Origin of the sequence: Amycolatopsis rifamycinica (assembly GCF_000695625.1) — a bacterium.
In the GTDB taxonomy this organism is placed as follows: Bacteria; Actinomycetota; Actinomycetes; order Mycobacteriales; family Pseudonocardiaceae; genus Amycolatopsis; species Amycolatopsis rifamycinica.
The window spans coordinates 45,369-60,605 of the sequence record NZ_JMQI01000074.1; the positions used below are offsets into that span (position 1 = coordinate 45,369).

Annotated in this window: 14 protein-coding genes; 6 read left to right on the forward strand and 8 right to left on the reverse strand. The window is 74.5% G+C overall.

All coding sequences use genetic code 11. The features are described 5' to 3' along the window. Positions 1-20 precede the first annotated feature (20 nt). A complete protein-coding gene (locus tag DV20_RS36160; protein ID WP_043787853.1) occupies positions 21-413 on the forward strand; it encodes a hypothetical protein in 393 nt (130 codons plus the stop codon). Between the two features lie 15 nt (positions 414-428). Here DV20_RS36160 and DV20_RS36165 read toward each other — a convergent pair whose 3' ends face one another. Continuing rightward, positions 429-833 carry a ChaB family protein gene (locus DV20_RS36165; RefSeq protein ID WP_043787854.1) on the reverse strand — a complete coding sequence of 135 codons (405 nt, stop codon included), beginning with the start codon at positions 831-833 and terminating at the stop codon, positions 429-431. A gap of 190 nt (positions 834-1,023) precedes the next feature. Between DV20_RS36165 and DV20_RS36170 the strand changes: the two genes are divergently transcribed. Beyond that, complete coding sequence (locus tag DV20_RS36170) at positions 1,024-3,006, forward strand: APC family permease (RefSeq protein WP_043787855.1); 1,983 nt, start codon at positions 1,024-1,026, stop codon at positions 3,004-3,006. Between the two features lie 266 nt (positions 3,007-3,272). Here DV20_RS36170 and DV20_RS36175 read toward each other — a convergent pair whose 3' ends face one another. Beyond that, on the reverse strand, positions 3,273-3,656 hold the full coding sequence (locus DV20_RS36175; RefSeq protein WP_051736272.1) for a hypothetical protein: 384 nt from the start codon (positions 3,654-3,656) through the stop codon (positions 3,273-3,275). A gap of 217 nt (positions 3,657-3,873) precedes the next feature. Between DV20_RS36175 and DV20_RS36180 the strand changes: the two genes are divergently transcribed. After that, positions 3,874-5,910 (forward strand): glycosyl hydrolase family 65 protein, encoded by a 2,037-nt coding sequence (locus DV20_RS36180; protein ID WP_043787856.1) that lies wholly within the window; start codon positions 3,874-3,876, stop codon positions 5,908-5,910. Here DV20_RS36180 and DV20_RS36185 read toward each other — a convergent pair. From DV20_RS36185 to DV20_RS36205, 5 genes are all read right to left on the reverse strand, one after another. Beyond that, positions 5,907-6,698: an FkbM family methyltransferase gene (locus DV20_RS36185; RefSeq protein WP_235191101.1), complete on the reverse strand. Its 792-nt coding sequence runs from the start codon at positions 6,696-6,698 to the stop codon at positions 5,907-5,909. The genes DV20_RS36180 and DV20_RS36185 overlap by 4 nt on opposite strands. Before the next feature lie 19 nt (positions 6,699-6,717). Further along, on the reverse strand, positions 6,718-7,476 hold the full coding sequence (locus DV20_RS36190; RefSeq protein ID WP_043787859.1) for a cytochrome c oxidase assembly protein: 759 nt from the start codon (positions 7,474-7,476) through the stop codon (positions 6,718-6,720). Further along, positions 7,473-7,910, reverse strand: a complete 438-nt coding sequence (locus tag DV20_RS36195) for a DUF2243 domain-containing protein (protein ID WP_235191090.1) — start codon at positions 7,908-7,910, stop codon at positions 7,473-7,475. The genes DV20_RS36190 and DV20_RS36195 overlap by 4 nt, the downstream gene beginning before the upstream one ends. Before the next feature lie 577 nt (positions 7,911-8,487). Beyond that, entirely contained in the window at positions 8,488-8,967 is a 480-nt protein-coding gene (locus DV20_RS36200; protein WP_043787861.1) for a hypothetical protein, read from the reverse strand. After that, positions 8,942-9,865 carry a DMT family transporter gene (locus tag DV20_RS36205; protein WP_235191091.1) on the reverse strand — a complete coding sequence of 308 codons (924 nt, stop codon included), beginning with the start codon at positions 9,863-9,865 and terminating at the stop codon, positions 8,942-8,944. Before DV20_RS36205 ends, DV20_RS36200 begins: the two co-directional genes overlap by 26 nt. A 103-nt stretch (positions 9,866-9,968) precedes the next feature. Here DV20_RS36205 and DV20_RS36210 point away from each other — a divergent pair, with 103 nt between their 5' ends. The 3 genes from DV20_RS36210 (at position 9,969) to DV20_RS45685 (ending at position 11,883) form a co-directional block, all read left to right on the forward strand. Beyond that, positions 9,969-10,961 (forward strand): SDR family oxidoreductase, encoded by a 993-nt coding sequence (locus DV20_RS36210; RefSeq protein WP_043787862.1) that lies wholly within the window; start codon positions 9,969-9,971, stop codon positions 10,959-10,961. Between the two features lie 30 nt (positions 10,962-10,991). After that, complete coding sequence (locus tag DV20_RS36215; RefSeq protein ID WP_051736274.1) at positions 10,992-11,606, forward strand: DUF2231 domain-containing protein; 615 nt, start codon at positions 10,992-10,994, stop codon at positions 11,604-11,606. A gap of 118 nt (positions 11,607-11,724) precedes the next feature. Beyond that, a complete protein-coding gene (locus DV20_RS45685; protein WP_160169774.1) occupies positions 11,725-11,883 on the forward strand; it encodes a hypothetical protein in 159 nt (52 codons plus the stop codon). Here DV20_RS45685 and DV20_RS36220 read toward each other — a convergent pair. Next, positions 11,838-15,233: a TM0106 family RecB-like putative nuclease gene (locus DV20_RS36220; protein ID WP_043787978.1), complete on the reverse strand. Its 3,396-nt coding sequence runs from the start codon at positions 15,231-15,233 to the stop codon at positions 11,838-11,840. The genes DV20_RS45685 and DV20_RS36220 overlap by 46 nt on opposite strands. Positions 15,234-15,237 lie beyond the last annotated feature (4 nt).

Consider the following 15,237-nt stretch of genomic DNA (forward strand, 5'->3'; position numbering starts at 1 on the left):
GAAGGCGGGAGGCGCAGCGGGTGACCAGCTGGATCGACGTGATCAACTTTGTCCGGACGCGGTACGAGGTCCTCGAGGAGTCGGAGGGCTGGCTGCGGTTCCGGCTGGAGGGGCCGCGGGACCGGACCCAGCAGGTGACGGTGCACCACCTCGCCGAGCTCGACGGCGGCTCGTGGATCGAAATCTCTTCGCCGGTCGGCTGGGCCGACAAGGTCGACCTGCGGCGGCTGCTCGAGCTCGCCGGCGCCTCGGCGGTCGGCGGCGCGGCGGTGGTGGACGGCGTCGCGCTGCTCAAGCACACCGTGCCGCTGGAGGACCTCAGCATCCAGGAGGAGTTCGAGCGCCCGCTCAAGGCGGTCGTCGCCCGCGCGGACGCCTTCGAGCACGAACTCACCGGTACCGACGACTTCTGAGCGCCCCTACCCGGTTCACCCGGAACGGCGGGCCCGGTCGGTGCGGCGCCGGTTCTCCTTCTCCAGCGCGGTGACGAGTTCCTCTTTGGACATCCGCGACCGCCCGGGGATGCCGAGCTGCTTGGCCCGCTCGTAGAGGTGCTGCCGGCTCGCGGTGGCGTTGACGCCGCCGCGGGTCGGCTTTTCGCGCTGCCCGGCACCCCCGGCGGCCTGCTCGTCCGACGGGCCGGGTTCGGGCTTGGGCTCCCAGTGGTCGCCGACCTTCTCGAAGGTGTGCTTCAGGGCCGAGAAGGCGGTCTGCTGCGCCCGCCGGCCGGGGCCGTAGGTCTTCAGCGCGGAGTCGTGCGCGGCCACCCAGGTGTCCTGGGCCTTGCGCGGCGACCGCAGCAGCGTGCTGGGCAAGTCATCACGTCCGGGCATGACGGGCTGGCTACCCGCTCCCGCGACCGGCAAACACCCTCCGCACCCGCCCAGCCTCCTGGTACGCGAGCCTGCCCTCTGGGTACCTGGAACCGGCCGTCCGTTCGGGCGGAGCCTCCCGTGCGGGGTCGTGCGGGGTCGGGCATGCTGATGACCACTGCTTACGGGGACGAGGGGACGAGAGGGCGAAATGGGTGCTTCACCCGAATTGACCATTCCGGCGAGCGTGGAGAGCCCGGTGCCGCCGCAGGCGCCCGCTTCGCGCGGGGCCCGGTGGCTGCTGGAACACCGCGTCGCCCCCGTCGGACGGGCCGGCGGTGAGGACCACGGCACGCCGCAGGCCTGGTGGAAGGTCATGTGCCTGACCGGCGTCGACTACTTCTCCACCCTGTCGTACCTGCCCGGCATCGCCGCGCTCGCCGCCGGGGCGCTCTCGCCGCTGGCGACCCTGCTGATCGTCGCGCTGACGCTGCTCGGAATGCTGCCGATGTACCGCCGGGTGGCCCGCGAGAGCCCGCACGGCCAGGGCTCGGTCGCGATGCTGGAGAACCTGCTGCCGTTCTGGCGCGGCAAGCTCTTCGTCCTCACCCTGCTCGGGTTCGTCGCCACGTCGTGGATCATCACGATCACGCTGTCCTCGGCGGACGCCACCGTGCACATGCTGGAAAACCCCTACCTGCCGGGCTTCCTGCACGGCCACGCGGTGCTGATCACCGTGGTGCTGCTGCTGATCCTCGGCGGGGTGTTCCTGCTCGGCTTCAGCGAGGCCGTCGGGGTCGCCATCCCGCTCGTCGCGGTGTTCCTGCTGCTCAACGCCGTGGTGACGGTCGCGGGCGTGATCGACCTGCTGGGCGACTCCACCGCGCTGTCCCACTGGACCGACGCGCTCACCGCCGGCGGCGGCGGGTTCTCCGGGGTCATCGGCCCGGCCGTCCTCGCGTTCCCGCTGCTGGTGCTGGGGCTGTCCGGGTTCGAAACCGGCGTCAGCATGATGCCGCTGGTCGCGGCCGACGGGAAGACCGGCGAGGAGAAGCTGGAAGCGCGGATCCGCAACACGCGGAAGCTGCTGACCGCCGCCGCGCTCATCATGTCGGTGTTCCTGATCGCGACGAGCTTCGTCACCACCGTGCTGATCCCGGCCGACGCCTTCAAGGAGGGCGGCGAGGCCAACGGCCGGGCCATGGCCTTCCTCGCGCACCGCGAACTGGGCGAGGTCTTCGGGACCGTCTACGACGTCAGCAGCGTGCTGATCCTGTGGTTCGCCGGCGCCTCGGCGATGGCCGGGCTGATCAACATCGTGCCGCGGTACCTGCCGTCCTACGGCATGGCACCGGAGTGGGGCCGCGCCGTCCGGCCGGTCGTGCTGGTCTACACCGCGATCAGCGTGCTCATCACGATCGCGTTCGGCGCCGACGTCAACGCCCAGGCCGGCGCCTACGCGACCGGCATCCTGGCGATGATGGTCTCCGGCGCGGTCGCGGTCAGCATCTCGGCGGTCCGGCGGCGCCAGCGCGGCGCGGCCGCGGGCTTCGTCGTCCTCACGCTCGTCCTGCTGTACGCGCTCGTCGAAAACGTCATCGAAAAGCCCGACGGCATCGCGATTTCGGCCCTGTTCATCCTGGGCATCATCGTCGTTTCGCTGGTGTCGCGGGTTTCGCGGACGACGGAGCTGCGCGCCGACCGCATCGAGTTCGACGACGAGGCTCGCCGGTACATCGCGGATTCACTGGCCCACGACGGCGCCCTGAACGTCATCGCGAACAAGCGACAGGCGGGCGACCACGCCGAGTACGCCGAGAAGGAAGCCGAGCAGCGCGGGATGAACCCGGTGCCCGGCGCCGCCGACATCCTGTTCCTGGAGATCGACGTCGTGGACCCGTCGGAGTTCAGCAACGTCCTGCAGGTGCGCGGCGTGGAGATCGACGGCTACCGGATCCTCCGCACGAGCAGCCCCGCGGCGCCCAACGCGATCGCCGCGATCCTGCTGGCCCTGCGCGACGTGACGGGTGTCCGCCCCCGCTGCTACTTCGAGTGGTCCGAAGGCAACCCGCTCGGCCACCTGTTCCGCTACCTGCTCCTCGGCCGCGGCGACACGGCACCGGTCGTCCGGGAGATCATCCGCAGCGCCGAGAAGGACCCGGCCCGCCGGCCGGGCATCCACGTGGGCGGTTAGAGCCGACGCCGCACTCCCCCGGCCACCCGCACCTTCACGGCGACGCGGACGGCGGGTTCGGCCTGCCGGAGTGGAGGTTTCCGCCGCCCTCGGGTGACGGGAACGCCGGGCTCGGCCCGCTGGAGTAGAGGCTCCCGCCGCCCTCGACGACAGGAACGCCAGACTCGGCCCGCCGGAACTGAGAGTCCAGCCGCCTCGACGAAGGACCGCCGAACTCAGCCCACCGGAGCAGAAGTTCCCGCCGCCTCGGGTAATGGGCCGCCAGGTCAGCGTCCGGTGGGCGGCGGGCCGGCCCGCCGGACCGGAGCGCGAGCCGGTGTCCGCGCGGGGCCGCGGCCGTCCTGCGGACGGGGTGCGCGAGCGGGTGCGCGGCCGGGTGCCGGTGCCCGCGCCGGTCCGCGAGCCGGTGGCGGGGGCGCCGGGCGGCCGGACCGGGCCGGCCGTTCGGACGGCGGCACCGCGCGCGGGCGGTTGACCCAGGAGTCGAACAGCAGGATCAGGCCCGCGAACACCGCGCAGCCGATGCCCAGTGCGATGTGGACGAGCGCGCCGAGGATCCCGGCGACCAGCAGCACCGGCAGCACCGCCAGCAGGCAGAACGGGTCGATCCGGCCGAATTTCGGGCGCGAGGGCCCCTCTCGGGGACTCACCGTGCGGTTTCCGGGTTCCTGCGCGCCATTCCAGCAGTATGCAACGGCGGTGCCCGGCCCTGCCACCTGGTTGCTCCACCCGCCCCGCCCATGATCACACCGGGTCACCGGGCGGACCGCCGTCGTGATGGACAGGACCGGACAGGATCCGGGCGGATCCGCCAGAGGTATCGCGGTTCCGTGGTGCAATGGCGCCGTCGCCGGAAGGGGTACGCGCATGAGGAACGGCTTCCCGCAACGGATCGGTCACCTGCTCCTGGCCCTGGCGACGGCGGCGGGCGCGCTCGCCGGCGCCGCTCCGGCCGCGGCGAGCCCGGCGCCGCCCGCGCTCGAATTCGCCGACGCCGAGAGCCAAGCCCTGTTCGGGACCGCGTACACCGCCGCACTGCGGAACCTGTTGCGCACCAACACGATGGCCTACGACGCGCGGTACGACCGCAGCGGCCTGCTCGACCCGGCGACCGGCATCGTCCGCGCGGGCGGCGGCTACGCCCAGCCGTGGACGCGCGACGCGTCGATCAACAGCTGGAACGCCACCAGCCTGCTCGACCCCGCGCTGGCGAGGAACACGCTGTGGGCCGTGGTCGACAAGGACGCGGGCGGCGGCCTGCGCGTGCAGCAGGACGACCAGCAGTGGGACCAGGTGGTGTGGGTCACCGCCGCCTGGCACCACTTCCTCGTCACCGGCGACCGGGCGTTCCTGCAGGACGCCTACCGCACCGCGGCGGCCACGCTGACGATCCGCGAACACGCCACCACGGCCGGCTACAACCCGGCCTACGGCCTGTTCACCGGCGCTTCCTTCTTCAACGACGGCATCGCCGGCTACCCCGCCCCGCCCGCCGACGCGACCGAGTCGGTCAGCACCGGCAGCATGCCGTGGCCGGGGGTCGCGAGCGGGATGTACCTGAGCACGAACGAGCTGTACTACGCCGCGTACGTCAACGCCGCGAACATGGCCGGGCAGCTGGGCCGTCCGGCGCAGGAGAGCACCGGGTACCGGAACAAGGCCACCGCGCTGCGGACGGCGATCAACCGGAACTTCTGGAACCCCGCCACCGGCCTGTACGACTACCAGCTCCTCGCCGACGGCTCCCGCGGTGCCTTCCAGGAAGGCACCGGGCTGGCGTTCGCCCTGATCTTCGGCATCGCGAACCCGGCGCAGGCCCGGTCGATCATCGGCCGCGCCCGGGAGCTGCCCTGGGGCATGCCCGACACCTTCCCGCACTGGGCGCGCTACAGCGACGCGCAGCCGGGGCGGCACAACGCCATCGTCTGGCCGCTCGTGCAGGGCCTGTGGGCGAAGGCACTGGCCGGGCAGGGCGAAACGAACGCGTTCGCGGCGGAAACCGCGCGGCTGGCCAAGCTGGCCGGGAGCAACAGCGGGTTCTGGGAGATCCACAACGGGACGACGGGGGTCGTCGACGGCGGCTGGCAGCGGCTGGGCGACACCGTGAAGTTCCACTGGGGTTCCGAACCCGACCAGACCTGGTCGGCCACGGCGTTCCTCGACATGGTCCACACCGGCCTGTTCGGGCTGACGTTCACCGACCGCGGGCTGTCCGTCGCGCCGCACCTGCCGGCGGGCTGGGGCGACGTCACCCTCCGGAACGTGCGCTACCGCGGCGCCAACCTCACCATCGCCCTGCACGGCGCGGGCAGCACGATCCGGTCGTTCCTGGTCGACGGCCGGCCCGCGGCGCCCGCCGTCCCCGCCACCCTCACCGGCGACCACACGATCGACGTCACGCTCACCGGCGCGCCCGCGGGCGACCGGGACGGTGACGGCGTGACCGACGACCGGGACCGCTGCGCCGACACCGCGGGCGCGGGCGCACTGAGCGGCTGCCCCGACCCCGCGCACCTCGAAGCCGAGGACGCCCGCAACACCGGCGGTGTCAAGGCGAACGTGAACCACACGGGCTACTCGGGCCGCGCGTTCCTCGACGGCCTGTGGGCGCAGGGCGCGTCGACGTCGTTCACCGTGCACCGCGCCACGACGGCGGCGGAGCGCGCCGCGATCACCGTGCGGTACGCCAACGCCAACGACGACACGCGGACGATGACCCTGTCGGTGGACGGGCAGCCGGTGCGGCAGGTCGGTTTCCCGAAGGTGTCCGGCAGCTGGGACGCCTGGGGCACCACGACCTTCGCCGACGTCCCGCTCACCGGCCGGGACCCGGTGGTGACCCTCTCCTACGGCACGGGCGACACCGGCGCGATCAACCTGGACTGGCTCGAGTACCGCCCCTAGCGAACCGCGAAGACCATCCCGATGTCGGCGGCTTCCTGGACGGGGTCCTGCGCGGCCTCGACCGCGAAACCGCGTGCGGCGAAGACGTCGCGGACGGTGTCGCGGTGCCGCCGCCACCCTTCGACCTCGACGACGGCCTGCCGGACCAGCGGCCAGTGCCGGTCTTCCAGCCCGCGCAGGACGTCGAGTTCGGCCCCTTCGACGTCGACCTTGAGCAGGTCGACGCGCTCGATGCGCTGCTCGTCGAGCACCGCCGACAGCGGCCGGACGCGGACGCGGTGGGTTTCGAGTTCCCGCATCACCCGCAGCTTGCGCCCGACGATCCCGCGCAGGATCGGCGCGGGCACCCGGCGCAGCCCGGCGCCCAGCCCGCCCCGGCGGATCATTTCGACGACGCTGGCGGTGACCCGGCGCCGCTCGGCCTCGACGTTCCCGGCGTCCCGCCACGACGACGAGAAGATGGTCGCCGCCGGGAAGTAGCTGAAGTCGAGCTCGTCCTCCGCGGCCGCCAGCCCGTAGGGCAACGCGGTCAGCCGGCCGCCGAAGAAGTCGCGGCCGTTGCGGTCCAGCGTCGCGTGGAGCGGCGGGAGCGGCTCGAACGCGTAGATCCGCACGTCGCCGTCGAGCCGCTCGTACACGGCCGCGGAGAAGACGCCGATGTTGGCGCCGACGTCGAGGACGGTCGCGCCGGGCGCGAGCTCCACGCCGTGGGCGAAGTAGGCGCCGACCTCCTCGCGCAGGAAGGACACCTCCCACGGGTTGATGCTGTGCAGGTCGATCGTGTCCATGGTCACGCGCAGAGGCTTATCAGGATCCCGCCCCGCCGGGCACCCCCGTTCGGCGGCTGCTCCGCCGGCGCGCGCGGACCTCGGCGCGGCCCCGGGCGGCGTACCACTGCAGCGCGACGACGAGCGCGAGGCCGAGTTCGACGACGTCCCCGCCGTAGTACATGAGCTGGGCACCGGCCTGCCGGTCGGCGACGGCGAGCACCACGCCCGGCGGCGGGGTGACGTACAGGGTCTTGGCCAGCACGGCGTGCGCGGCGGCGGCGCCGATCAGCGCGCCCGCGCGGACGCCGAACCCGGCCCGGTGGCGCAGCGGGTCGAGCCGGCACACGGCCGTGGTGAACAGCAGCCCGGTGAGCAGGACGTGGACGTGCAGCCAGGGTTCGTCGCCGATCGCGGCGAACAGGCCGGTCCGGTAGAGCAGCCACAGGCTCCCCGCCTCCAGGACGGCCGCGACCGGCGGGAAGACCAGCAGCCCGGCGGGCCGCGAACCCAGCACGCGCTTGAGCGGGCGGCGAGCCGCGGCGGGGACCGCGCGCAGCAGGAGCGTCACCGGGCGGCCGAGCACGAGCAGGAGGGGCGCCACCATGCCGAGCAGGACGTGCTGGAGCATGTGCCCGGTGAAGGTCGGCGAGCCCGGCGCCAGCGCCGCGAGGACGCCGGCCCCGAACACGACGTCCCGCACGGGCGGCCACCGGTCGCCACGGCGCCGCAGCCGCCACGCGCCGGCTTCGTAGGCCGCGAACGCGAGCAGGGCCAGTCCCGGGTGGAGGAGGCTCACGCGGTCGCCCGCGCGCGACGCAGCAGCACCACACCGGCCACGACCAGGAGCACCGCGACGACGTTCCACGTCCAGTCGTAGGGGGTGAGGTCCACGGCGTAGCGGATCTGGTGCAGGCCGAGCAGCTTGTGCTGGATCGTGCCGTCGTAGAGCTGGAAGGCCCCGGCGCCGGTGAGGACGCCACCGGCGAGGGCGCGGCCGTCGAGCCGGTCCCCGCGGCGCAGGTCGGCGACGAGGACCAGGCCGAACACGATGGCGAAGAAGCCGAAGGCGTGGAAGAGGCCGTCGGAGACGAGCCCGGCATCGGAGGTCGACCGGTCGTAGAAGTGGTGCCAGTGCAGCAGCTGGTGGAACACGGTCTCGTCGACGAACGCGGCCACGCCGATCCCGGCGAGCACCCCGGCCCACGCCGATCGTGCGGTCAGTCTGGGCACGCACACCACCTCCGGTGCTCGGTTACCCGCCTGGGTGTGGGACACGCGCGTCCGTTCGGCGGCACCGGCGGCGAAGGGAGATCGCCACGCCGCCCTTGCCGACTACGGCCAGCTCCGGCCGGGTCGAGCCGGGCCGGGCCGGGCCGGGCCGGGCCGGGCCAAGCCGAGCCGGACCAAGCCGCGCCGGGCCAGGCCAAGCCGGGCCGAGTCGCGCCAGGCCAGGCCAGGCCAAGCCAGGCCAAGCCAAGCCGGACCAAGCCGCGCCGGGCCAGGCCAAGCCGGGCCGAGTCGCGCCAGGCCAGGCCAGGCCAAGCCGAGCCGAGCCGGGCCGAGCCGGGCCAAGCCGGGCCGGGCCAAGCCGAGCGGGGCCAAGCCGAGCCGGGCCAAGCCGAGCCGGGCCAGGCCGAGCCGGACCAAGCCGGGCCGAGCCGAGCCGGGCCAAGCCGAGCCGGGCCAAGCCGAGCGGGGCCGGGTCAGGCCGAGCCGGGCCAAGCCGGGCCGGGCGAGCCGGCCAGGCCGGTCGCCACTGACCTGACCCCCGCCCGAACCGGCGCCGGCACCCGGGACCGCCCGGACGTCAGCGACCCCCGCGCTCCCCTTCCACGTGCAACGCGCCCTGCTCCGGCCCGGCGGCCACCGCCGAGCCCGCCTCCGCGCCCACCTGGTCGGGTTCCGTGTCGGCCGGTGGTCCGTCGCCCTCCACCGCCTGGAGCTGGATCGGGTAATCCGGGGTTGCTCCGGTGTCCGGGTCGGCGTCCGCTTCCTGGTCCGTCCGGGCGGTGGGGGCCGCCGGTGGGACCTCCGTGGCCGGGTCCGGGAGTTCCTCGCCGATCCGGTCGCCCAGGCCCCTCGGGTGCGCCTGCTCCCACGGGGTCATGCCGTACTTCGTCACGCCCGACCAGTGCTCCGGGGGATCCATGCCCTCCTCGAGCGGGTCGGCGCGGATCCGGTCTTCGTCGAGGTCCTCGGCGCTGTTCAGCGCCGCCGGGTCGGTCTCGACGGCGTCCGGTTCGCCGGTGTCCTGCGGCGGGTCATAGCTCTGCTCCGGTTCGGTCATGTTCCCCGGGCTTCCCCCTGACGCGACGGCGAAACACCGGCCGCCGGCAGCCTTCGCCGGTGCGGGCCAGCAGGATCACCCCCACCACGGCCACCGCCGCGGCCGGGACCCACACGAACGCGTGACCCGGTTCGAGGCGTTCCCCCGTCAGGAACCGGGCGGCGGGCACGGCCGCGAGCGGGTCGAGCAGCACCAGCGCCGGCATCGACCACGACAGCGCGCCCCGCGCGTACGCCTGCTGGCTGCCCAGCTGCGCGACCACCGCGACCACCAACGCCGCCCACAGCGCGCTGCCGCCCAGGGTGTGCGGCAGCCCGCCCTCGCCGAACGTCTTCACCGCCGCGGAGATCAGCACCGCCGCGATGCCCGCGGCGACGCCGGCCGCCGCGCCGCACGCCAGCGCGCCGCCCGGCCCGCGCCGGATCCGGCTGCACACCGCGACGAAACCCACCGCGACGAGCACCGCGGCGACGACGGCGTACCAGGGTGGCAGCTGGTCACCGGTGCCGGTGGCGGGACGGGCCGCCACCAGGAACACGGCCAGGCCGCCGCAGGTCAGCACGGCGCCGATCCCGTCGAGGCGGGACGGCAGGCACCGGTCGCGCACCGACCGGATCGCCAGCGCGACCACCAGGCCGCCGGCGAGCACCGGCTGCACGATCGCGACCGGCGCCAGGGCCAGCGCCACCACCTGCAGCAGCGTCCCCAGGACCGTCGCGCCCTGTCCGAGCATCCACTTCGGACGCGTCACAAGCACGCGCAGTTCGACTCCCCGCTCGTGCGCGCTGCTCGCGGCGGCCTCGTGCTGCAGCACCGAGCCGACGGCGAACAGGACGGCCGCGGCCGCGGCGACCGCCGTCCCGGGGAGGAAGGCGGCGATTCCGGCGGGGAGGGGCACGCGGCCCGGGTACCCCCGCCGCCGCCGGTTATCCCGCGGCGTTTGTGCGGCCGCACCAGCGGTATCCGAAGGCTTCCGGATCCCCGAACACAGAGGAGGCGTCATGCCCCGACCGGTGTCCGACCAGGTGGTCGTGCTCATGGGCGCGTCGAGCGGGATCGGGCGCGCCACCGCGCTCGCCTTCGCCCGCCGAGGGGCGCGTGTCGTGTGCGCCGGACGCACCGCGCGGGCCCTCGACACACTGGTCGAAGAGATCCGCGGCGCGGGCGGGACGGCACTGGCCGTGCCCACCGACATCGCCGAGCCGGACGCCGTCCGCGCGCTGGTCCGGGCGGCCGAAGCGGAGTACGGCCGGATCGACACCTGGGTCAACCTCGCCGGCGTGTCGGTGTTCGGCCGCGTCGAAGACATCACCGACGAGGAGTTCGACCGCGTCCTGCGGGTCAACTTCCTGGGCCACGTCCACGGCGTCCGCGCGGTGCTGCCCGCGTTGCGCCGGGCGGGCGGCGGGTCGGTGATCGGCGTGGCGTCGGTCGAGGGCGTGCGGGCGGTGCCGCTGCACGCGCCCTACACCGCCAGCAAGTTCGCCCTTCGCGGCTTCTACGACTGCCTGCGCATCGAGCTCGCCCAGGAGGGCGCCCCGATCGCCGTCACCACGATCCTGCCCGGGGCCATCGACACGCCCTTCTTCGAGCACGCACGTAGCAAGCTCGGCGCGCTGCCGAAGCCCCCGCCGCCGGTGTACGCGCCCGAGACGGTCGCCGACACGATCGTCTTCGCCTCGACGCACCCGCGTCGCGAAATCCCCGTCGGCGGCGCCGCGGCCGGCTTCTTCCTGGGACAGCGGCTGTCCCCCGGCCTGACCGACGCGCTGCTCTCACTGCGCCGGATCGGCTCGCGCAGCTTCCGCAACACGCTGCCGGACAACGGAACCGACAACGTCGACTCTCACGTGGACGAACCGGGTCAGGTCCACGGCAGCCACCCCGGCAAGGTGGTCCGGCGCAGCGCGTTCACCCGGCTGGTCGGCACGCTGCCCCGGCCGGGCGACCTGCTCACCGCGGCGGTCTCGCGCCGCCACCGCGCCGAGGGTTGACCGGCGCGCGGCGCGGGTAGCCGCAGCGGTATGGATCCGATGCGCGATGGTCACGCCCGGTCGAAGCCCGCCTGGGCGCACCGAGTCCTGCGGAAGGCCGAAGACGCCGAAGCGCTCGACGGCCCGGCCACCGGGCTCAAGCGGGCGCTGGAGGGTGTCGCCGGACGCCGCGTTACGCGGCAGCTGCGCGGCCACGGGCTGGGCCACCCGCTGCACCCGCTGGCGGTGACGGTCCCCATCGGCGCCTGGCTGTGCTCGGCGGCGTTCGACCTGCTCCCGGACGGCCGCGACACGGCCCGCCGCCTGATCGCGACCGGCCTGCTGACCGCCCCGGCGGCGATCGTGCTCGGCCTGGCCGACTACACGGGCCTGGACGTGCGCCAGCGCCGGGTCGGCCTGGTCCACGCGGCGGCCAACGCCGCGGCGACGGCCCTGTTCGGCGCGTCCTACCTGGCCCGCCGTCGCGGCGGCAGCGGGCGGCTCCTCGCGGCGCTGGGCCTGGCGGCGACCAGCGCCGGCGGCGCGCTGGGCGGGCACCTGGCCTACGCCCAGGGCGCGGGGGTGTTCCGCTGGCAGCCCCTGGACGACCTGGCGCCGGGCGAGCTCGCGGGCGAGGACCCGACCGCACCCCGCAACCCGGCCTGACCGGGCGGCCGGGACCTTCACCGCATCTCGAATGACTCGTCCAGGACCGTCTTGAACGACTCGTCCAGGAACGCCGGACCGCAGGCTTGATCACCGGCCGCCGGGGTAACCGGCTCCGATGAGCGAATCCGAGAACCGCCCCCTCACCCCCGACGCGCCCGCCCCGCCCGGCACCCCGGAGCTCGACCTCGACGTCGAGATCCCCGAAGCCGACCGGAAGCAGCCCGGCTCTCAGGACGTCGACGAAGACGCCGGCGAGATCGAGCCGCCCGGCTGAGCGGCCGGCCACGGCCGCGCCGCGGTCATCAGGCCGATCATGCCCGCGACCAGGCGCAGCTGGTCCACCGTCCGGATGTCCGCCTCGACCAGCCGGGGTGAACACACCAGGACCGCCAGCGCCTGCGCCCGCGACAGCGCCACGTTAAGCCGGTTGCGCGACAGCAGGAAGTCGAGGCCGCGCGGCAGGTCGACCGCCGACGACGACGTCATCGTCGTGACCACCACCGGGGCCTCCTGGCCCTGGAACCGGTCGACCGTGCCCACCCGCACCCCGGGGAAGCCCGCTTCCTCCAGGGCCCGGGTCACCGTGCGCGCCTGCAGGTTGTACGGCGCCACCACGAGGATGTCGTGGTCGCCCAGCGGCCGCGCCGGGCCGTGGTCCGTCCACAGGCGACCGTGCACTTCGGACACGATCCGCACCACTTCCGCGGCCTCCTCCACCGAGCGGGTCGTGTTGCCCCGGTGGTCGACCTCGGTCAGGTACAACCCCGCGGCGATGCCGTCCAGCACGCGGTCGGCGGCGGAGGGGTGGGCGTGCAGCCGTCCGGCGTAGGACAGGTCCGACACCGGCTCGCACACGGCCGGGTGCATGCGCCGGGTCTCGTCCAGGAAGTACCCCAGCGACGACGGCATGATGTCGGCGTCGCCGATCAGGTGGCCCAGTGCCGAGGCCTCGGCGCCCGCCGGGTGCGTGCCCTGCACCACCTGGGGCAGCTGCTGCGGATCACCGAGCAACAGGACGTTGCGAGCGCACATCGACACCGCGAGCGCGTCGGCCAGCGCGAATTGGCCGGCCTCGTCGATGATCAGCAAGTCGAAGGGCTCCTCGCGGACCGCGGCGTTGGCGAACGTCCACGCCGTGCCGCCGACCAGGTGCCCGGCGTCGTGTTCTTCGCGCCACTTCACCAGCGCCGGATTGCTCTTCGGCTGGTCCCACGGCGCGGCCGGGTCCGGGGTCTTCTTCGCCCGCTTGGCGCACGGCAGCTCCGGCGCGCTCTTCTTGGCCGCGCTCAGCACGTTCTCCACCGCCTTGTGGCTGGTCGAGGTGACCGCGACGGTCCGTCCCGCCCGCACGAGCCGGGCGATCAGCCGTCCGGCGAGGTAGGTCTTGCCCGCGCCCGGCGGGCCCTGCACGGCCAGTGCCGACCCGTCGAGCGCCTCGACCGCCTCGATCACCGTGGCGACCAGGTCCTCCCCCGGCTCCGGCAGCGCCGCGCCGCCCCGCAGCCGCGGCGGGGTCCGCCGGAGCAGGTCGACGCCGGGGTGCCGCGGCAGCTCCGGGAGCGCGTCGACGACCAGGCGCGCGAGGTCGGCGACCGCTTCGTCCTTGGGCGACGGGCGCACCGGGCTGCCCGGCAGCACCGCGCTCGGCCGGTCGTTCGTGGTCGCGTCCGGCGGGCAGCTCTCTTCGAGAGTCAGCTCCACCGCCGACGCGGCGACGACCTTCGCGTCGCGGGCGGTGTCGCCGTAGCGCAGCCGCACGTCGTCGCCGGGGGCGAACGGGTGCGGCCGGTCGGGGTCGCACGCCAGCTGCAGCGTCCGCTTCGCGGTGCGCGCCCGCCCGGACGGCGGCACCCACTCCCCCGCCTCCAGCGAGACCGGCACGGCACAGGCGGTGTCGACCTCGAGGTCGCCGAGCGGAGCGGCCAGCTGGCGGAAGTACTCCCACCACGCCGGGTTCGTCTCGCGGCGGTGGTAGCCGACGGACGCCGCCAGCAGCGCGCGGGCCCGCTCGTCGGCGGTGAAGTGGCCCGGGTCGTCCGGCAGCCCTTCGAGCAGCGGGTCGACCAGCGCGGCCAGCTGCGCGGCCCGTTCGGCGCGCCGCTCGGCGGCGACGTCCTCCTCGGCCGCGCGCAGCAGCGCGTCTTCGGCGGACTCCTCCGCCGGCTCCGGCGCCTCGATGCCCGCCTCGGCGCGGACCCGGTGCAGGAACTCGAACAGCCGCTGCGCGGAGACGCAGTCGTCCTCGGTGTTCTCGCCGATGCGGCGCAGGACCTCGTCGGCGCGTTCCGGCTCGCCGGACTGCGCGAGGGCCAGGTACTCCTCGTACGCCTCGACGTCCGACACGGCGGTCTTCGCGCGGGCGCCGGGCTGGTAGAGCGGCTCGAGGTGCCGGATCGAGTACGACCGCTGCGACACCCGCAGCGCCTTGCGCACGACCGCGTGCAGGTCCACGACCGCGCCGCTGCGCAGCAGGTGGTCGACGGTCTCCTCGCGGGTGCCGTGCACCGCCGCCAGCCGCTTGATCGCGGTGACCTCGTAGGGCGCGTAGTGGTACACGTGCGAGCCGGGGTGCTCGGCGACGCGCGCCGCGGCGAAGTCGACGAACTCCTCGAACGCCCGCCGCTCCTGGGCCCGGCTGTGCGCCCAGAACGGCGTGAACCGCCGGTCGCCGAACGCGCCGAAGAGGTACTCCAGGCCTTCGCCGGCGAGGGCGTGCGGATCGCCCGCCAAGTCGACGAACACGTCACCCGGGGCCGGGGCCGGCAGCGCGGCCAGCTCGCCGGGGTCGACGATCTCGTAGGCGATCTCGCCGGTGGCGTCCTGCCGCACCTGCAGCGCGGCCTGGGCGCGCAGGGTCGCGAAGGCCGTCGCGGACAGGTCCGGCGGCCGGTCGTCCGGCCCGGCCGCGGCGAGCGCGTCGATCGAGCCGAGCCCGGCGGCGACCAGCTTGCGGCGCTGGTCGCCGCGCATCCCGGCCACCAGCGAGAGGTCCCGGTCGGCCTCGCGGGCCGACGCGCAGTGCTGCGCGAAGCCGCACCCGGCGCAGGCCGGGCGTTCGTCGGCCCACAGCGGGACCGGCAGCCGCGGCGGCCGGCCCGTCAGCCGGGCCCGCAACCGGTCCACCAGCGGCCGGAAGTCTTCGACGCGCAGCGTCCGGGTGCCGCCGTCGGTCAGCCGCAGGTGCAGGTGCGGCCCAGCGGGCCCGCCGGCGCGGCGCACGGCGTCGGCGCACGCCGTCAGCCGGACCACCGCGGCGGGCGTCGCCTGGCGGACCGGCGTGGCGTCGTGAACCTCGTAGCGGCCTTCGCCGTCCTGGACCAGGAAGTCCGCCTGCGCCGAGAACTCGCCGTCGGCGAGGACGGCCCGGTGGATCACCGGGACCCCGGACCGCAGGGCCTCCTCCGTCGCCTTCGCGGCGAGGGCGGTGTCCTCGACGTCGATCTCGGCGACCTCGCGACCGTCGGCGCGGAACCGGGTGAGCATCGCCGTGGCGTGCCCGCGACGCGGGCCCGGTTCGGCCGGTGCGGGCCGCGGCGCACCCGGCAGGCCGTCGGCCAGCGCCTGGGTGAGGATGCTGCGGTGCTCGCAGTCGAGCAGGTCGGCGAGATCGGCTGGGGTGAGCATCGCC